Source organism: Sulfitobacter sp. M22, from assembly GCF_021736025.1.
Classification (GTDB): Bacteria; Pseudomonadota; Alphaproteobacteria; order Rhodobacterales; family Rhodobacteraceae; genus Sulfitobacter; species Sulfitobacter litoralis.
This window is the reverse complement of the sequence record NZ_WMEC01000002.1, coordinates 1-15,898: the sequence shown is the minus strand read 5'-3', so window position 1 is coordinate 15,898 and position 15,898 is coordinate 1. Positions and strand designations below refer to the sequence as shown.

Genomic DNA, 15,898 nt, shown 5'->3' with positions numbered 1-15,898 from the left:
TTCCGAACTTCAATGAGGTCCAAAGAGAAAGGCTACCGAAGTCATGAGGAAAATCGTCATCAAACCCGAGAATGCACTGCGCATTGAGGAGGCGTTGAAAAAGGTCAACGGGCGGGCAACAGCTCATACGATTACCACGGCACGCGCCGTTGAGGCGCTCGCGCAAGACGTTGAGCAGACCTTCATCGAGCGGGGGGCCACGAAAAAATCCCTGCTGGGGACGCAGGTTCAACATAGGCCGGGCGGGCCAGGAAACTCTTATGGGAAAGTTGGTCTGCAGGTTATCACAACGTCGCTTTTCCTTGAGCGGGGTTTAACACATTGGGCGCTCGTGGGGATCGAGCGGGAGACGATCTGGGCGAGCGACAAGAAGCAAAACCATGTCGCACTCTCTGAGGCGGCCATCAGGAAAATTGCAAAGGCCGCGCTTGGGGACCTCAATATTGTGGGCGCCCCCTCCAGCCGTTTCGAGCCTCTTTTTCAACGAGCGTTGACCGTAGCCTGCATGCCTTGCCACGGCATTGCCAAGTTGGGTGATCGTGGGCGCAAGGGGGCGTGGCGTGAGCGCTTATGCGGTCATCTGGAGCGCATAGTCGTTCCACAGGCTGAAGGCGTCAGCCCGTGCGTGGCGGTATGAAGATGCGGTGAGACGATAGCGACGGGGACGGAAGAGGGTGTTTATCTGATCATGGGCCGCGAGGAATCTCTGCGCCTGTCGTTGGGACTTGAAGCGCCCCATGATTTTCTCTCGCCGTCGCGTTGGTCTATGTGAGCCCTCGATCCGGTTGTTCAAGCCCTTGTGTGCCCGATGATCGGCGTCGGGAGCGAGCTTCCGGATCGGCGCAAAATAGCTGCGCAGTTTGTCGGTGATCACCACACGGGGCTGGCCGAACTGCGCGATGAGCCTTGCCAGAAAGCGCTTTGCCGCCCTGGCATTTCTGCGGGTTTGCACGAGGATGTCGAGCGTGTCGCCATTGGCATCCACGGCCCGCCACAGCCAGTGCTTCTTGCCACGGATCGGGATAACCACCTCGTCCAGATGCCAGTTGTCTGAAGGCGCTGGCCGGTCTCGTAGGATGCGGGTCGAGAAATGCCCGCCAAAGCGGTTGACCCAAAGCCTGATGCTCTCGCGGCTCACGATCACGCCGCGCTCGGCCAAAAGGTCCTCGACGTCCGCCGTGCTCAAAGCAAAACGGTGCCAGGCCCAGACGGCATAGGCAATGATCTCCCGGGGAAAGCGAAAGCCCTTCAGGCGCGGCATGGATGACGGCATTTTCATCCGAGATCCTGTAGCAGGGGCTCCACGACACAACAACTTGGCAATGCCCTTCAATGAGTTACCAGCTTGTGTGATCGCAATGGAGGCTTGTGGGGGTGCCCACTTTTGGGGCCGCGAAATCGGTAAGTTGGGGCACGAGGTGCGGCTGATCCCGCCCTTCTACGTTAAGCCGTTCGTGAAGAGGCAAAAGAACGATGCTGCTGATGCCGAGGCGATTTGTGAGGCTGCGGTGCGCCCGACAATGCGGTTTGTTTCCGTGAAGAGCGAAGAAACGCAAGGCGCGGCAATGGTTTTTCGCGTTCGGGAACTTCTCATCCGGCAGCGGACCCAAACCATCAATGCCTTACGAGGGCACTTGAATGAATTCGGGCAAATCGTACCCCAAGGCGTAGCAAATGCCTCGAAACTCGTGGCAATCGTTGAGGGTTCAGAGTGTGAACTGCCAATGGAAGCCATTGCAACGTTTCAAGCCCTCATTGCAACACTCGCGCATTTTGAAACTGAAATTGCCAAGCTTGATGTCGAGATCACCCGCCGGGCCAAAGAAGACGAGCTTGCGCGGCGCCTGATGACAGTACCAGGTATCGGCCGCTACACATCCCGAATCCCCATAAGCTAACTTATGTAACATGTCTGACGTCAGCACCTGTGGGACAGATTTGATGATTTGAACAACGGAGGGTTTCTGGTTCATCGTAGCCTTTAAGGAGCGAAGATGAACAAGAAGCCCGGAACATCGAAAGATGCAGCTGACAAGCTGGTCAAAAACATCCGCCGCAAGACCCGCCAGACCTACTCGGCGGAGGAGAAGATCCGCATTGTTTTGGCCGGATTGCGCGGGGAGGAAAGCATCTCTGCGTTATGTCGCCGCGAGGGTATCTCTGACAGCCTGTATTATACTTGGTCGAAGGAATTCCTTGAGGCTGGAAAGCGTCGCCTTTCCGGCGATACAGCGCGTCAGGCGACATCGCCTGAGGTGAAGGATCTGCGATCCGAGGCCATGGCTCTGAAGGAATGCGTGGCTGACCTAACCCTTGAGAACCGTCTGCTCAAAAAAAGCATGACAGGGGCTGGGGAGTTCGAGGAATGAGGTATCCAGCAACCGAGAAGTTGGAGATCATTCGCACAGTTGAAGGGTCGCATCTGCCAACCAAGAAGACCCTTGATATGCTGGGCATCCCGCGCACCACATTTTACCGATGGTATGACCGATATGTCGAAGGTGGCTTTGATGCCCTTGCAGATCGTTCGCCACGTCCAAAGTCGGTCTGGAACCGCATCCCTGATATCCGCCGTGACGATCTGATCGAGTTTGCGTTGGAGCATGAGGCACTGACCACACGCGAGCTGGCCGTTAAATATACCGATGAGAAGCGATATTTTGTCTCAGAATCATCGGTTTACCGCATCCTGAAAGCCGCTGATCTGATTACTGCGCCGGACTACGTGGTGATCAAGGCCGCCGATGAGTTCACGGACAAGACCACCGCCATCAACCAGATGTGGCAGACTGACTTTACCTACTTCAAGATCATTGGCTGGGGCTGGTATTACCTGTCCACCATCCTCGACGACTACAGCCGCTACATCATCGCCTGGAAGCTCTGCACGAACATGCGGGCCGAGGATGTGACCAGCACGATCGAGCTGGCGCTTCAGGCATCGGGCTGCGACCAAGCCGTGGTCCGACACAAACCCCGTCTGCTCAGCGACAACGGCTCCTGCTATATCTCTGGCGATCTGGCCAAATGGCTGACCGATCAGAAAATGGACCACGTTCGCGGGGCGCCATTCCACCCACAAACCCAGGGCAAAATCGAACGCTGGCACCAGACCATGAAGAACCGTGTTCTGCTGGAGAATTACTACCTGCCCGGTGATCTCGAGCAACAGATCGGGGCCTTCGTCGACTACTACAACAACCAGCGCTACCACGAGAGCCTGAACAACGTCACACCCGCCGACGTCTACTTTGGACGGGACAAAGCCATTCTGAAAGAAAGGGAGAAGATCAAGAAACTGACGATCCGACAGCGCCGCTTGCAACATCAAAAACAAGCCGCATAATCAATCACGCAACCGAACCAGAGCCTCCAATGTTCAAGCCGCTCTGATGTCCCATTTTATATGACGACTGACACAGCATGGTGCAGACCGCCAGCGGGCGAAGTGGTGACCGTGGTGAAGAGTAGGAACGAGCGACGTCGAGCATCCGACGTACATCGGCGGGTGAGTAGATGTGGGGCTTGCGCCATTGCTTGGCCACTTCCTTCTGCGGTCGCGGGTCCGGCCGGCGCAATGGGATCGATGGGTCCCGGTGGCGGTAGATTTTCGCGAGGACACGCCTGATATTTTCACATTCGGCGGCGTGATTGCGCGTAGATTTCGTCGCCGCCCAGTGATCGAGCATCACCCCGACCGGCTGTTCCTGGAGCGCCGGATTCAGCTGCAGGAACTGGTCGAACCTCGACAACCGCGCAGACTGCGAACTGTATTTGTATCCCCGGTTCCGCATCAGCGCGACGTGCTGAGCGATAACCTCTCCCAGCACGCTACCGAACGGTTGAGGCTGGCGCAACTCAGCAAGGGTCTGTTCCGGATTGCGCGACGCCAGAGCGCGCCAGACCGGCATGCACTGCTTGATATTGCATGCTTCGCGCAGGGCGGTGACGGGATTGCAGTCAATCGTCTCGTTTTTTAGAAGGTGATCGAGGAACCGGTCAACGATGCGGGTGCGGTGCAGCAGCGTCGTCGTTGACCAGCATTCGGCCGATACCCGTAGCCATGCGACCAGCACGTCCTGACCGAGTTCGTTGTGACCCTCGGCGACGTCTTGGAAGCCATGCAAGACCTGGCGGTAGCAGGCTAGGCTTTTGGTACTGCGCAGCCCAAGGCTCGAGAGATAGTGGTCAATGAGGTATTGTCACATTAACGCGCCTGGTCTGCAATTTAGTGCAGCGTTCGTACATCAAGCGACGTTTGCCGCATCTTTCCATGCCTCGAATGCTTCGAGCCGATGGTAGCGGATTGTGAGGGCGGCGCGGCGGCGGGCTGGGACAGAGAAGGAATTGCGTGTTGCGGAATGGATGGAGACGAAGCGCTGCGATCCACCCGGCGATCGGAAGCCCTGCATCACCCGCTCTCGTTTTCGAAAGGGCAGATGGCTGTTTTCAGCGCGGTTGTTGAGGCCCTTGTGGGACCAATGTTCAAGGCCGGGCGCGACCTGGCGTTTAGCTGCCCCGTAGGAGCGCAGCTTATCTGTAATGATCCTTTTTGGCACGAAGCCCCAGCGTTTCATCACCTTGACCAAAAGTCGCTTTGCCGCGCGCTTGTCTCGCTTGGACTGCAAAATTTCTTCAAGAACGACGCCGTGTTGATCGACAGCCCGCCACAGCCAGAAGGACCGGCCCGCGATCTTCACAACGACTTCGTCCAGATGCCAGACATCGCCGGGACGCGGCTGCCGACGCCGTAAGGTGTGAGCAATCAGTGGACCAAACTTCACCGTCCAGCGCCGGATCGTCTCGTACGAAACGTCAACGCCACGTTCCAGCATCAGCTCTTCAACCTCGCGCAGGCTCAAGTTGAATCGGGCGTAGAGCCAGACGACATGAACGATGATCTGGGACGGAAAGCGATGGCGATTGTAGCTGATCTTTTGTGTCTGCATTGACATCGACTACGCCGAGATTGACGAACCAGCAACGTCCGACCCATTAATGTGACAACACCCCCTACATGCATAACCGCCATAACCCGCCTATTCAGCTCGCGCTGCCCCCTCCTGATATCGCCCCCTACCTCGTCGCCGCTTGCGCAATCTTTGACGAATTTATCGGTCAGCTTGGGGGCATCGACGCGCGTGACGTGTGGCGCCGAAAAGCTTCAGCCCAGAGTAGTTAAAACTTCCGCCGGAATTCGTTTCTGCGGTTTTTGCTCAAGACCCATGTCCTCTGCAGCGGTCTTTGATGGACGCGTTCTGCAACAAAAGGAGGCATCCAAGTGGGCCCTGATTACGCACTCCTTCTTCAAAAAAATCGCATGGCACTCCGAATTTGCAACCAATGGTTTTTCGGAAACCCGAAGTCGAACCCATCTCCTCAACAGCGGTCAGAGACCCCATCCCGAAAGATTGCTTCGCTTTGCGATGCACAACCACGGCCAAAACCAAATGAGAGAATTATCCAGTGACGATGCTGCCCATCCATACCGTCCGACGCCTTTATGATGACCATACACTCGAAGTCATCGAAGATCTGATCGGAGGAGGTCCGTTCGACTTGGCAAGTGACCCGCTCGCCCACCAGCTTCTCGACCCAAGCGCTTGGAGGTCTATGCACAAAGGGTCGCTGATCTTGTCCACAAGCGTAGATGCGGAGAAACGCTGGGCGTTCGCCCGCGCGATTGCATACGATCGATACCTGCCGACCGTTGCCTTGTCCCGCGTTCAAAAAATGTGCGAGGCAAATTGCTTCCGAGGGTCTGTCAAAGCGGTCTTTTTTCCGGACGCCATCGGCATCCTGCTCAGTGGCGGCGGTGGGGGTTTCGATGAAGACCCTCAGCGAGCGGTCGATACGAAGATGTGCCTCATCACGCGTGACATTAACTGCCCTCAAGACTTTTTCCGTCGCCACAACCCGTTCGAAAAAACCGTGTGGCGCTGGCTCGATTATCTACACGCTGAGTCCGTGGGCTGTCTGGGCTTAAAGGTTCCAAGACTGGAGCATCTGCAGCGCAGCACAAAGGCAGAGCTGCTCGACTTCGCGCCGCTCGCATACTGAATCAAACTACAAACCAAGAGGTTGGCCGCGGCCGCACCTCCATACCCAAATAAGGAAAATACAATAGGAAACGACATCAGAAACAAGGGCCTCCTGCTCGACGAAGCAGATTTTGCCATTCCTCGAGACTGCGATATGGAAACACTGACAGAAGCCGTGGAGGAGTTCCTCATAGCAGAGTTTAGCAACGAGTTCGATCTTCCCTTCCTCGAAATCCTTGGCGTCGTCTCGGAAAGTCTGAACCAGACGACTGCTTGCCCCCACGGCTTTGGGGGAGCGTTGTGGACCTGTCGCGGTTTGATGCCGCTCCTTTGATAGCATTTACTGCACCAAAGGAGACTGACTATGGGACTGAAACGGACGGACGAATTCCGCCAAGATGCGGTGCGTATCGCACTGACGAGTGGGCTGACGCGCAAGCAGGTGGCTGACGATCTGGGTGTTGGCATGTCGACGCTTAACAAATGGATCACCGCGCACCGAGGCACAGACGTGGTGTCGAAAGAGGATTTGAGCCTCGCCCAAGAGAATGAGCGACTTCGGCGCGAGAACCGTCTTCTCAAGGAGGAGAGGGAAATCCTAAAAAAAGCCACCCAGTTCTTTGCGGGCCTAAAGCAATGAGATTTAGGTTTGTCGAGGAACACCGGAGCCACTTCCCCGTGAACCGCTTGTGTCACGTTGTCGGTGTCAGTTCGCGCGGTTTGCGAGCATTCCGAAGCCGTCCTGCCAGCCGCAGACAGCGGTCTGATCTGGTCACCTTGGCGCACATCAAAGAACAATCCCGTCTCAGCCTGGGCAGCTATGGCAGGCCGCGCATGACAGAAGAACTGAAGGAGATCGGCCTGAATGTCGGTCACCGCCGTGTGGGTCGTTTGATGCGCCAGAACGGCATATCCGTGGTGCGAACCCGTAAACACAAGGTGACGACAGACAGTGATCACAAGTTCAATATTGCGCCAAACCTGCTGGACCGGGATTTTATGGCTGACCAACCGAACCAGAAATGGGCCGGTGACATCAGCTATGTCTGGACGCGTGAGGGATGGCTGTATTTGGCTGTCATCCTCGACCTGCATTCAAGGCGCGTGATCGGCTGGGCGGTCAGCAACCGTATGAAACGAGACTTGGCAATACGGGCTTTGAAGATGGCAATTGCGTTCAGGGCACCGCCCAAGGGCTGCATCCACCATACGGATCGCGGGTCGCAATATTGTTCGCACGACTACCAGAAACTTCTGCGCCAGCACGGCTTCAAGGTGTCGATGTCTGGCAAGGGCAATTGTTACGACAATGCTGCCGTCGAGACCTTCTTCAAAACCATCAAAGCTGAACTCATTTGGCGCAGGTCATGGGAAACACGGCGGCAAGCTGAGATGGCGATCTTTGAATACATCAACGGCTTCTACAACCCAAGGTGCGTATTCCGGAGTATCCGCCCACTCATTCCGACAACATGCGCCCACCTATTCCGGGGTATCCGCCCACTTGTGACGCGTTGCCGTGAGGCAGTGGGTTGGGGTTATCAGGTTTGAGGGTTTTCGTCATCCATTTTGGTGACGCTTTTCCGCATAGACGGCCCCTTGAGTTCGAGGCGGTAAGCGTTGTGAACGATGCGGTCGAGGATGGCATCAGCGAAGGTTGGTTCGCCAATGACGTCATGCCAAGCCTTGATGGGTAATTGGCTGGTTATCATCGTTGAGCCGCGACCGTAGCGCTCTTCCACGATCTCCATGAGATCCCGGCGTTGCGTGGCGGTCAGTCGGTCTGGCCCCCAGTCATCGAGGATGAGCAGCTGTGCTTTGGTGATGCTGCGGAACAGGCGGGGGAAGCGCCCGTCGCCATGGGCCAGTTCGAGTTCTTCGAAGAGACGCGGCATTCGCTTGTAGGCCACAGTGACACCGTCGCGACAGGCTGTTTGCGCCAGTGCGCAGCCGAGCCAAGTTTTGCCGACACCACAGGGCCCGGTAATGATCAGATTGCGCTTGTCGGTGATCCATCTACCGGTGAGCAGACTCTGGAACAGCGTCTTGTCGAGACCACGGCGCGCGCGGTAATCGACATCTTCTGGGCAGGCGCCCACATGGCGCAGCCTGGCGGAGCGCATCCGAGCTTCAAACCGCTTGGTCTCACGGCTGGCGACCTCACGGTCGACGAGCAAGCCAAGCCATTCAGCGTGGCTGAAGTCTGCTGCGGCATCCTGCGCTTGCAGCTCGGCAAAAGCTTCGGCCATACCGTCCAGCCGCAGGGCCTTCAGATGATCGAGGGTTGGGTGGTGTTCCTTTCAATGGAAATAATCGGCGCCACGGATGTTGGGATGGGTGATTGCAGGCTCCTCCGTGGCGCGGGTGCGGGGCTTGCTCTCCAGCCCATTCTTGAGAATGGATTGGAGTGACGAGTAAGAACGGGCGTTGATCTCGAGCGCGCGGCGGCACGCCGCATCGAGGCGGGCGGCACCGAACTTGTCGGCCAGCCGAATGACACCCAGACAGCTCCGGTAGCCCTGTTCGGGGTGCTTGCGTTCGCGCATCACAACCTCTGCGAAGGTGGCGACATTCGGCCCGACGCGAGCGGCCCGTGCGATAATACGCTGCGGCGTCCAGTCCTCGCGGAACTTGTGGTGCGCTGGCATGTGCTCGCGCTGTGTAGAATGTCTGCCGTTTCCAGAAGTGCGCACATGGGAAGCAACACGCTGTCCACCATGGAAGACTTCGACCGTGCGGGCGGTGATGCGAGCCCACAGCTCTTTCTTCAGCAACTGATGGGGCACAGAGTAGTAATGCTTGTCGATTGCGACGTGGTAATCCAGCCCCGCTCGGCACTTCTTCCATTCGGCATAGACATATGGAGCCGTCGGTAGCGGCTTCAGGGCGGGCTTATCCAACTGCTCGAACAACTGCTTGCGGCTGGCCCCAAGATGCCGAGAGACCTTGTCGTTGAGCTGGTCAAGCAACGGGCGAATGGCAGCGTTCACATCCCCGAGGCTGAAGAACTGCCGATTGCGCAACCGCGCCAGAATCCAGCGCTCGACCAGCAAGACCGCCCCTTCGACCTTTGCCTTGTCCTTTGGTTTATGCGGCCGCGCGGGCACAACGGCTGTGTCGTAATGGGTGGCGAGATCCGCATAGGTTCGGTTGATCACAGGGTCGTAAAAGCACGCTTTGGTGACCCCGGCCTTCAGGTTGTCGGACACGACCTGCGCCGTCACACCCCCAAGGAAGCCAAAGGCACGCACATGGCTCGAGATCCAATCCGGCAGCGATTGCGTCCAGGTCGCCTCTGCAAAGGTATAGCTTGAGGCGGGATTGCCAACTTGTTTTCGCCTATTTGAGAGGGGCGAGACCTCTGCCTGTCAGGCGGTCATTTCGGCAGCATAGCCTCTCCAGAGGTCGAAAGCATCGGTCCTGGCGTGGCGGTATGAGATGGCGGAGAGTTGATAGCGTCGTGGGCGAAAAACGATGTTGATCTGATCATGTGTTGCCAGAAATCTCTGTGCCTGTCGGGGCGATTTAAACCGCCCCATCAACTTCTCGCGTTTTCGTGTTGGCCTGTGTGATCCTTCGATCCGGTTGTTCAATCCCTTGTGCGCGCGATGATCTGCGCCCGGTGCCAGGTCTCGGACCGGCTTGAAATAGCTGCGCAACTTATCCGTGATGACGACACGGGGGGCACCGAACCGGTCGATCAGCCTTGCCAGAAAACGGCTTGCAGCCTTGGCGTTGCGCTGTGGCTGAACGAGAATATCAAGCACGTCGCCGTTCGCGTCGACGGCCCGCCAGAGCCAGTATTTTCTGCCGTTGATTGGGATGACGACCTCATCCAGGTGCCATTTGTCGACCGCGGCCGGTCTGTCGCGCCTGATGCAATCGGCAAAGTGGCGCCCAAAGCGTTTCACCCATTTCCGGATCGTTTCCCGGCTGACCATCACACCCCGTTCGGCAAGAAGATCCTCGACATCCGCCGTGCTGAGCGCGAAGCGATGGTAGACCCAGACGGCATATGCAACGATCTCACGAGGGAAACGGTAGCCTTTCAGGCGCTGCATCGAGGATGGTATATTCATACCTACCGCCTAACCAAGCGTCGCACCGCAAACAAGTTGGCAATCCCGCTCGAACAACTGCTTGCGGCTGGCCCCAAGATGCCGAGAGACCTTGTCGTTGAGCTGGTCAAGCAACGGGCGAATGGCAGCGTTCACATCCCCGAGGCTGAAGAACTGCCGATTGCGCAACCGCGCCAGAATCCAGCGCTCGACCAGCAAGACCGCCCCTTCGACCTTTGCCTTGTCCTTTGGTTTATGCGGCCGCGCGGGCACAACGGCTGTGTCGTAATGGGTGGCGAGATCCGCATAGGTTCGGTTGATCACAGGGTCGTAAAAGCACGCTTTGGTGACCCCGGCCTTTAGGTTGTCGGACACGACCTGCGCCGTCACACCCCCAAGGAAGCCAAAGGCACGCACATGGCTCGAGATCCAATCCGGCAGCGATTGCGTCCAGGTCGCCTCTGCAAAGGTATAGCTTGAGGCCCCAAGCGTCGCGACGAACAGCTGTGCCGCGCGCACTTCCCCGGTCTGAGGATCAATCACGTCGATGGTGTGCCCCGCGTAATCGACGAACAGCCGCTCGCCCGCCGGGTGACGCTGTCGCATCACCGGCGACAGCTTGCCTTCCCACTGCGTGTAAAGTTCGCAAAATCGGGAGTAGCCGTATCCCTCGGGGTGGTCGGAGCGATGTTCCTCCCACAAAAGTGACAGCGTTACGCCCTTCCGACGCAACTCGCGGTGAATATACGACCAGTCAGGCTGCGTCTCGATCCGTTGGGTGTTCTGGTGAGCTCGGTGAAAGAGGCATCGCTCAAGGTCCGTATCAGACATCTCTGCTGGCAGCGGCCAGCCCAGACCCAACTCAGTAGCGCGATCAAGGTAGCCCCGAAGGGTTGTCCGCCCAATCGCCAGACTCGCTGCGATCTGGCGGGTTGATAGGCCCTCGGCTGACAGCCGCAAAACATCTCGTATCTTCCGCATCGGCAATCTCTTCATCGGGCTTCCTTCATGCCAAAAGGACGAAAGGTAGCCGGTTACAGATTGCCTCGCAGCAGCACGTCACAGGGGTGGGCGAATACCCCGGAATCGGTGGGCGGATAAAATCGGAACGGGTGGGCGCATCAAATCGGAATCGGTGGGCGGATCACCCCGGAATACGCAGGATAGATGGAGCTACGGTCACGCAGGTAGCTCAGCGCTGTGATGTGAGCCGGCAGCAAGTTTACAGATGGCGGCATGAGTTGAAGGCGAAAGGTCTGTGGCCGCTGGACGCGGGCGCTGCTTTTCTGTCTGTCGATTTCCGGGTTCCGGAAGTCGCGCCTCCTGAGCCGAAGCCTGCTCCTGATGTTTCGCTTGAGCTTTGCTTGCAAGGCGGTCGGAGTTTGCGGTTTGATAGCTCTATCGACGGGGCCGCGCTGACACGATTGATTAGAGCGGTAGACGCGGCATGATTGGACCTGGAACTGGCGTCCGTGTGTATCTGGCGTGCGGTGTGACGGACATGCGCAAAGGGATCGCAGGTTTGTCCGCTATGGCTCAAGATGTATTGCGCCAGAAGCCCACGGGCGGTGCTGTGTTTGCCTTCCGGGGGCGGCGCGGGGATCGGGTTAAGCTTCTTTACTGGGACGGTCAGGGGTTTTGTCTCTACTACAACTATCTGCATTCATACTACACCTCTTTCCTTTCCAGTTGATAGTTTTGGCTGGGGGCCTGCATTGCACGTGCGGCGACCCGGCCTTCGAGTCGGTTCCATCGGCTACACTGCTTTTGGGGCAGGTCTGAAGCCGGAAGTTCGTAGAGGCAATAATGGCCATTATAGGCATGGCCGGTGATTAGCCCAAACTTTGCCCATCTGGCGACCGTTTGTTCATGGATACCGAGCCGCTCTGCGGCTTCTTGTTTGGTCAGCATGCCGCGTTCCCTGAGGCGCTCATAGCGAGAGCGTAGATTGTATTGGTGGACGAGGTAGGCGACGCGCTTAGCGGTAAAACGGGCATCACTGCGCCCGCGAAGGGCAGCTTCGCCTGGTCGATGGCCCTGTTGATTAAGCAGTTCCGCGATCTCGGAATAGATATGGTCATCGAGGAGCCTATCGACGAGTTGGATGATGCCGGGCTGCGTTCTGACCTGCTGAGCGGCTGATTTGGGGCTGAGTATAGTCAGCGTCTGAAGCTTTCCCCCCTTGAAGCGCACATGAACCTTGGTGATGCCTTCCGCGGGCAGTTTGACGAGAGTGACATCCTCGATGATGTGGGCAAACAGACGCTTGCGTTCGCGATTTGGGGTATCGGGGTCGGCCCAGAGCTTGTGGAAATCAACCGTCATGGCAACCAACCGCTCGCGCACGGCCTTGTCGAGACAAAACTGGTCGCGCTCCCGTGACTGCTCACGATCTGTCCGCGCATTTGCAAGAACGCGGAGCTTGTCGTTCCATTCGCCTTCGAGTGTGTCGGCGACGAGGCGGTTGTTGGGATCGACGAGCATGAAGCGGCGCTGCGCCAGATCGGCTTCCGCTTGGGCGCGTTCTACGGCGCGAGAGCGCAGTTGGTCGGCTTCGTGGTGACGGGCTTCGATCTCCGCGCGGACATCCAGCGCAAGTTGAACCGCAGTCGGCGTCATCTGCTGGGCAATCAACTTGCCGACGGCGTCATCTACGGATGACCCCGCGATGGACTGGCACATGGGTTCGCCGCGATATTGATGGGCGCGATCACAGATGTACCAAACTTCCAGTCGCCCACGTCGGGCTGCGTACCGCACCCGGAAATGGTTGCCGCATTGTCCGCACACGGCTCGCCCCTGGAAGCAGCGCCGGGCCCTCTCGCGGAATGGATACGCGTGCTGCGTCGTAGCCTTGCCCATTTGCCTTGAGCACCTTCAGGTTCTCGTGGTGTTGATCCCAGCTGATGTACCCGGGGTGGGCGTTGGGGATGCAGGCCAGCCAATCCACCTCTTCGCGCGCGCGAAGGGTCTTCTTGCCATCGATGGTACGGCGATATTGTCGCCGCCCGTAAGCGTAGGCGCCTGCGTAACGAGGGTTGGTCAGGACGCGCATTGCGGTGGAGGCAGTCAGGGGACGAAACACAGTCTGGCTGTTATGCAGGCGTGACGGGAACAACAGCCCTTCCTTGCGAAAGGCTTTGACGGTTTGCGCGGCTGATCCAACGCGGACGAAGGTCTCGAAGAAGTGGGCAATCGTCTCTCGTATATGCTGATCCGGATCGAGTGCCACATGGCCTGAAGGATCGTAGACCAGCCCGGTGGGTAACGGGCAGCGGAACTCTCCGCGGCGTGCCTTGTTGAGAATGCCGCCGCGCAGGCGCGCCTTGATCACATGCAACTCGGCCTCGCTCATGGTTCCCTTGAGACCGAGCAGAAGGCGATCGTTGAAGTTTGCCGGATCGTAGATGCCGTCTTCGTCGAGGATCAGGGTGTCAGCGAGAGCACAAATCTCTAGCAAACGCTGCCAGTCAGCATTGTTGCGTGCGAGACGGGAGACCTCGAGCCCCATCACGATGCCCGCATGTCCCATGCCGACGTCGCTCACCAGCCGCTGAAATCCCTCGCGCCAGGCAGCCGAGGCCCCGGATTCGCCCTGATCGTTGTCGATGACGACAATCTGTTCATCGCACCAGCCAAGCGCGATAGCCCTGCCTCGAAGCGCGTATTGTCGTTTGGCGCTCTCGGCATTCTCGAGGACTTGTCGCATCGAGGACTGTCGGATGTAGAGGTAGGCGCCGCGATCCAGGTGACGCTGTTGGACTTTGAGATGAACGTTCATAGTGACCTCCCATGTTGGATGCTCATAGCGATTGCCGCGAGGACGTGGATGATGGCGCCGTGCTTGCCGGGCCGTGAAAAGGCCGCCGGGGACAGATCAACGTATTCTGCGGCAGGCTTGGCCGTTGTGGTTAGGGCCTGAGCCCAGCCCCACATACCCCGGCGCAGAAACAGCATGAGGCCGCTATGTGACGCCAGTGCGCTCTGCGCCGGACATTGTCGCAGATTATGAGATGCTGCGCGCCACCGCGCTCGGCGAAGCGCTGCCCATCATGGCGCGCAGCGGTTCAGCGGCGATTTTTTTTTAATGCCCGCTCGATCGTTCTGGGATGGAGATCGATCTCGAGATCTCGGCGGAGCAGTTTTGCCAACTCGCGTGCTCGCACCGGTTCGCCAGAGACCAGATGCGCCTCTAGGAAGGCCATGACGTCTTGATCGATCTTGTGTGGGCCGTGGGGCCCTGGCTTTGCCGGTACCAAGCCCGCAATCCCGGCCGCATCGAAGTTCGCCTTGGCTTGGTAATAGGTCGGCCTTGAAACACCGTACTCGATCGAGACCTCTGTCACCGAAGCCTTGTCGACCGAGACCCGGCGCAGCATCTCGTATCGAACCTGCACGGCATCTTGTGGATCGAAGAACTCGCTGTGGCTGAACTTCGGATCGCGCACCTTGTCGGCGCTCGAGTTGAATGTGCCTTCTTCGATGAGGGCATCGGTCTTCGACCACCCTCTGCCAGACTTCGCGGACATCGCCTGCTCCAAGGGTAGAACGCATTACAGTAGTAAGATTATTTACGCCGCAAAATATGTTCACGTCAAGATGGACATCATCCTGTCGGCAGTTATTGCGGCAATGAGACCGTGATTTACACGTCATTCCGGCATCCCTTGCGGCGTAATCTGTCTTACATGTGCGGCGTAATTATCCTTACGCTCCTGCGCCGCCGTGTGAGCTGATTTGTCAGAGATCCGAATTACCAAATCGGCAAGCTCCAAGAGGTCTGAAAAGCGCAACACCGCTCGCCCGTCGCCCATGACCAACTCCGGATCCTTACTGGCAAGATCAGTCCACTGCGGTGAAACCGACCAGATCACGCTATCGACAGCCTGCAAAAGAAGCCGTTCGCCATGCCGGTTGTATCGCCTCCCAACACAGGGCAGCTGCTGGGCAAAGAGCGGATGAAACGGATGGGTGACCCGCACTAAATCCTCATCTGCGAGGGTCACGCATGCATTCCCACGTGAGGTACAAGGTTCTGGAACGCGGCCGCTTTCCTTGGCCGAGCGCGGAAGACGGTGCCTTGCGTTTGACCTCTGCGCAGCTTGCAATGCTCTGGGAAGGCATTGATTGGCGGCGTCCGGCTTGGGGCGCTCCGCCTGCGCGCGTGGGGTGATTATAGCCTCTGATCTGCTATATTTATATGGTGTTTGCGCCTGAATTTTGGTAATCAGGCGCATGTCCAACCCAGCCAAAAGCTTGCCTAATGATCCTGCCGAATTGAAGGCGATGATCGCGGCATTGCAGGCTGAAAATGCTCAGATCGCGGCGGAAAACGCCAAGATGTCAGCCACGCTGCGGGCCCATGATCAATTGGTGCAGGCGCTGCGCCTGCGGATCGCCAAGTTGCAAAAGCTGGCGTTTGGTAAGTCGTCGGAGAAGGTCGAGCGCGAGATTGAGCAATTGGAACTGGCGCTGGAAGACCTGCTGGTTGCAGTGGCTGAGAAGGACGACACCCCTATCGACGAAGGACTGGACGAGCCCGTTCCAGAGGGGGCGTCAGCCCCTGTTTTGCGCCGCCGCCCGCGTGTGTCTGATGCGACCCTGCGGGAACGCCGTGAGCTTGACCCAGGTGCGTGCTGTCCAGACTGTGGGGGCGATCTGCGCGTGGTGGGTGAGGATGTCAGCGAACTGCTCGACATGATCGCCGCCCAGATGAAGGTGATCCAGATCGCCCGGATCAAGAAATCCTGTCGGCGCTGCGAGCGGATGGTGCAAGAACCTGCACCCAGCCGTCCGATC

At 58.0% G+C, this 15,898-nt stretch carries 19 protein-coding genes and 3 pseudogenes; 10 read left to right on the top strand and 12 right to left on the bottom strand.

The window, feature by feature from the left end:
* Nucleotides 1-43: 43 nt before the first annotated feature.
* Nucleotides 44-637 (top strand): hypothetical protein, encoded by a 594-nt coding sequence (locus GLP52_RS15415; protein ID WP_237273607.1) that lies wholly within the window; start codon nucleotides 44-46, stop codon nucleotides 635-637.
* On the opposite strand, the gene GLP52_RS15410 is transcribed toward GLP52_RS15415, so the two are convergent.
* Complete coding sequence (locus tag GLP52_RS15410) at nucleotides 569-1,279, bottom strand: IS6 family transposase (protein ID WP_009827243.1); 711 nt, start codon at nucleotides 1,277-1,279, stop codon at nucleotides 569-571. The genes GLP52_RS15415 and GLP52_RS15410 overlap by 69 nt on opposite strands.
* Before the next feature lie 49 nt (nucleotides 1,280-1,328).
* Here GLP52_RS15410 and GLP52_RS15405 point away from each other — a divergent pair.
* Both GLP52_RS15405 and GLP52_RS15400 read left to right on the top strand, forming a co-directional pair.
* Nucleotides 1,329-1,868: pseudogene (locus GLP52_RS15405) on the top strand (IS110 family transposase); the annotation flags it as partial.
* Between the two features lie 126 nt (nucleotides 1,869-1,994).
* A protein-coding gene (locus GLP52_RS15400) for an IS3 family transposase (RefSeq protein WP_237273606.1) occupies nucleotides 1,995-3,346 on the top strand; the annotation gives its coding sequence in 2 pieces (ribosomal slippage) (nucleotides 1,995-2,331 and nucleotides 2,331-3,346; 1,353 coding nt in all).
* Nucleotides 3,347-3,350: 4 nt separating this feature from the next.
* Here GLP52_RS15400 and GLP52_RS15395 read toward each other — a convergent pair.
* The gene (locus GLP52_RS15395; protein WP_237273605.1) at nucleotides 3,351-4,127 is read right to left on the bottom strand and encodes a hypothetical protein; all 777 of its coding nucleotides are present in this window, start codon (nucleotides 4,125-4,127) and stop codon (nucleotides 3,351-3,353) included.
* 120 nt (nucleotides 4,128-4,247) lie between these two features.
* A complete protein-coding gene (locus tag GLP52_RS15390; protein WP_237273604.1) occupies nucleotides 4,248-4,949 on the bottom strand; it encodes an IS6 family transposase in 702 nt (233 codons plus the stop codon).
* A gap of 517 nt (nucleotides 4,950-5,466) precedes the next feature.
* On the opposite strand from GLP52_RS15390, the gene GLP52_RS15385 reads away from it, so the two are divergent.
* The 3 genes and pseudogenes from GLP52_RS15385 to GLP52_RS15375 all read left to right on the top strand — a co-directional run.
* On the top strand, nucleotides 5,467-6,060 hold the full coding sequence (locus tag GLP52_RS15385) for a hypothetical protein (RefSeq protein WP_237273603.1): 594 nt from the start codon (nucleotides 5,467-5,469) through the stop codon (nucleotides 6,058-6,060).
* 135 nt (nucleotides 6,061-6,195) lie between these two features.
* The gene (locus GLP52_RS15380) at nucleotides 6,196-6,375 is read left to right on the top strand and encodes a hypothetical protein (protein ID WP_237273602.1); all 180 of its coding nucleotides are present in this window, start codon (nucleotides 6,196-6,198) and stop codon (nucleotides 6,373-6,375) included.
* 30 nt (nucleotides 6,376-6,405) lie between these two features.
* Nucleotides 6,406-7,475 (top strand): annotated as a pseudogene (locus GLP52_RS15375) (IS3 family transposase); the annotation flags it as partial.
* Nucleotides 7,476-7,582: 107 nt separating this feature from the next.
* On the opposite strand, the gene istB reads toward GLP52_RS15375, so the two are convergent.
* The 5 genes and pseudogenes from istB to istA (GLP52_RS15355) all read right to left on the bottom strand — a co-directional run bounded on the left by istB (nucleotide 7,583) and on the right by istA (GLP52_RS15355) (nucleotide 11,095).
* Nucleotides 7,583-8,290: an IS21-like element helper ATPase IstB gene (gene istB / locus GLP52_RS15370; RefSeq protein WP_237273601.1), complete on the bottom strand. Its 708-nt coding sequence runs from the start codon at nucleotides 8,288-8,290 to the stop codon at nucleotides 7,583-7,585.
* A 51-nt stretch (nucleotides 8,291-8,341) separates the two neighbouring features.
* On the bottom strand, nucleotides 8,342-8,941 hold the full coding sequence (locus tag GLP52_RS19710) for a Mu transposase domain-containing protein (RefSeq protein WP_443069452.1): 600 nt from the start codon (nucleotides 8,939-8,941) through the stop codon (nucleotides 8,342-8,344).
* Nucleotides 8,921-9,349, bottom strand: a pseudogene (istA, locus tag GLP52_RS19705) (IS21 family transposase); the annotation flags it as partial. The gene GLP52_RS19710 and the pseudogene istA (GLP52_RS19705), both read right to left, overlap by 21 nt.
* Before the next feature lie 60 nt (nucleotides 9,350-9,409).
* Nucleotides 9,410-10,120, bottom strand: a complete 711-nt coding sequence (locus GLP52_RS15360; RefSeq protein WP_067622643.1) for an IS6 family transposase — start codon at nucleotides 10,118-10,120, stop codon at nucleotides 9,410-9,412.
* Between the two features lie 9 nt (nucleotides 10,121-10,129).
* Complete coding sequence (gene istA / locus GLP52_RS15355; protein ID WP_443069449.1) at nucleotides 10,130-11,095, bottom strand: IS21 family transposase; 966 nt, start codon at nucleotides 11,093-11,095, stop codon at nucleotides 10,130-10,132.
* Nucleotides 11,096-11,166: 71 nt separating this feature from the next.
* Here istA (GLP52_RS15355) and GLP52_RS19700 point away from each other — a divergent pair, with 71 nt between their 5' ends.
* Together GLP52_RS19700 and tnpB (GLP52_RS15350) are read left to right on the top strand one after the other, a co-directional pair.
* Entirely contained in the window at nucleotides 11,167-11,550 is a 384-nt protein-coding gene (locus tag GLP52_RS19700; RefSeq protein ID WP_443069448.1) for a helix-turn-helix domain-containing protein, read from the top strand.
* The gene (tnpB, locus tag GLP52_RS15350) at nucleotides 11,547-11,792 is read left to right on the top strand and encodes an IS66 family insertion sequence element accessory protein TnpB (protein ID WP_272903634.1); all 246 of its coding nucleotides are present in this window, start codon (nucleotides 11,547-11,549) and stop codon (nucleotides 11,790-11,792) included. Before GLP52_RS19700 ends, tnpB (GLP52_RS15350) begins: the two co-directional genes overlap by 4 nt.
* On the opposite strand, the gene GLP52_RS15345 is transcribed toward tnpB (GLP52_RS15350), so the two are convergent.
* From GLP52_RS15345 to GLP52_RS15330, 4 genes are all read right to left on the bottom strand, one after another.
* The gene (locus GLP52_RS15345; RefSeq protein ID WP_443069447.1) at nucleotides 11,768-12,859 is read right to left on the bottom strand and encodes a helix-turn-helix domain-containing protein; all 1,092 of its coding nucleotides are present in this window, start codon (nucleotides 12,857-12,859) and stop codon (nucleotides 11,768-11,770) included. The two genes, tnpB (GLP52_RS15350) and GLP52_RS15345, sit on opposite strands and share 25 nt — an antisense overlap.
* Nucleotides 12,810-13,880, bottom strand: a complete 1,071-nt coding sequence (locus GLP52_RS15340) for a recombinase family protein (RefSeq protein WP_237273599.1) — start codon at nucleotides 13,878-13,880, stop codon at nucleotides 12,810-12,812. The genes GLP52_RS15345 and GLP52_RS15340 overlap by 50 nt, the downstream gene beginning before the upstream one ends.
* Nucleotides 13,881-14,166: 286 nt before the next feature.
* Nucleotides 14,167-14,628, bottom strand: coding sequence for a helix-turn-helix domain-containing protein (locus tag GLP52_RS15335; protein WP_237273598.1), 462 nt, complete (start codon nucleotides 14,626-14,628; stop codon nucleotides 14,167-14,169).
* A 123-nt stretch (nucleotides 14,629-14,751) separates the two neighbouring features.
* Nucleotides 14,752-15,105 (bottom strand): DUF5372 family protein, encoded by a 354-nt coding sequence (locus GLP52_RS15330; protein ID WP_237273597.1) that lies wholly within the window; start codon nucleotides 15,103-15,105, stop codon nucleotides 14,752-14,754.
* Nucleotides 15,106-15,107: 2 nt separating this feature from the next.
* Here GLP52_RS15330 and tnpB (GLP52_RS15325) point away from each other — a divergent pair, with 2 nt between their 5' ends.
* Both tnpB (GLP52_RS15325) and GLP52_RS15320 read left to right on the top strand, forming a co-directional pair.
* Nucleotides 15,108-15,272 carry an IS66 family insertion sequence element accessory protein TnpB gene (tnpB, locus tag GLP52_RS15325; protein WP_443069446.1) on the top strand — a complete coding sequence of 55 codons (165 nt, stop codon included), beginning with the start codon at nucleotides 15,108-15,110 and terminating at the stop codon, nucleotides 15,270-15,272.
* Between the two features lie 62 nt (nucleotides 15,273-15,334).
* The coding region (locus tag GLP52_RS15320) for an IS66 family transposase zinc-finger binding domain-containing protein (RefSeq protein ID WP_237273596.1) at nucleotides 15,335-15,898 on the top strand (564 nt) is incomplete at its 3' end.

What these genes read in the sequence shown, in the direction of transcription:
- GLP52_RS15380 (WP_237273602.1), top strand. Translation starts at nt 6,196, where the DNA reads ATGGAAACACTGACAGAAGCCGTGGAGGAGTTCCTCATAGCAGAGTTT.
- tnpB (WP_272903634.1), top strand. Translation starts at nt 11,547, where the DNA reads ATGATTGGACCTGGAACTGGCGTCCGTGTGTATCTGGCGTGCGGTGTG.
- istA (WP_443069449.1), bottom strand. Translation starts at nt 11,095, where the DNA reads ATGAAGAGATTGCCGATGCGGAAGATACGAGATGTTTTGCGGCTGTCA.
- GLP52_RS15335 (WP_237273598.1), bottom strand. Translation starts at nt 14,628, where the DNA reads ATGTCCGCGAAGTCTGGCAGAGGGTGGTCGAAGACCGATGCCCTCATC.
- GLP52_RS15360 (WP_067622643.1), bottom strand. Translation starts at nt 10,120, where the DNA reads ATGAATATACCATCCTCGATGCAGCGCCTGAAAGGCTACCGTTTCCCT.
- istB (WP_237273601.1), bottom strand. Translation starts at nt 8,290, where the DNA reads ATGGCCGAAGCTTTTGCCGAGCTGCAAGCGCAGGATGCCGCAGCAGAC.
- tnpB (WP_443069446.1), top strand. Translation starts at nt 15,108, where the DNA reads ATGCATTCCCACGTGAGGTACAAGGTTCTGGAACGCGGCCGCTTTCCT.
- GLP52_RS15390 (WP_237273604.1), bottom strand. Translation starts at nt 4,949, where the DNA reads ATGCAGACACAAAAGATCAGCTACAATCGCCATCGCTTTCCGTCCCAG.
- GLP52_RS15415 (WP_237273607.1), top strand. Translation starts at nt 44, where the DNA reads ATGAGGAAAATCGTCATCAAACCCGAGAATGCACTGCGCATTGAGGAG.
- GLP52_RS15340 (WP_237273599.1), bottom strand. Translation starts at nt 13,880, where the DNA reads ATGAACGTTCATCTCAAAGTCCAACAGCGTCACCTGGATCGCGGCGCC.
- GLP52_RS15410 (WP_009827243.1), bottom strand. Translation starts at nt 1,279, where the DNA reads ATGAAAATGCCGTCATCCATGCCGCGCCTGAAGGGCTTTCGCTTTCCC.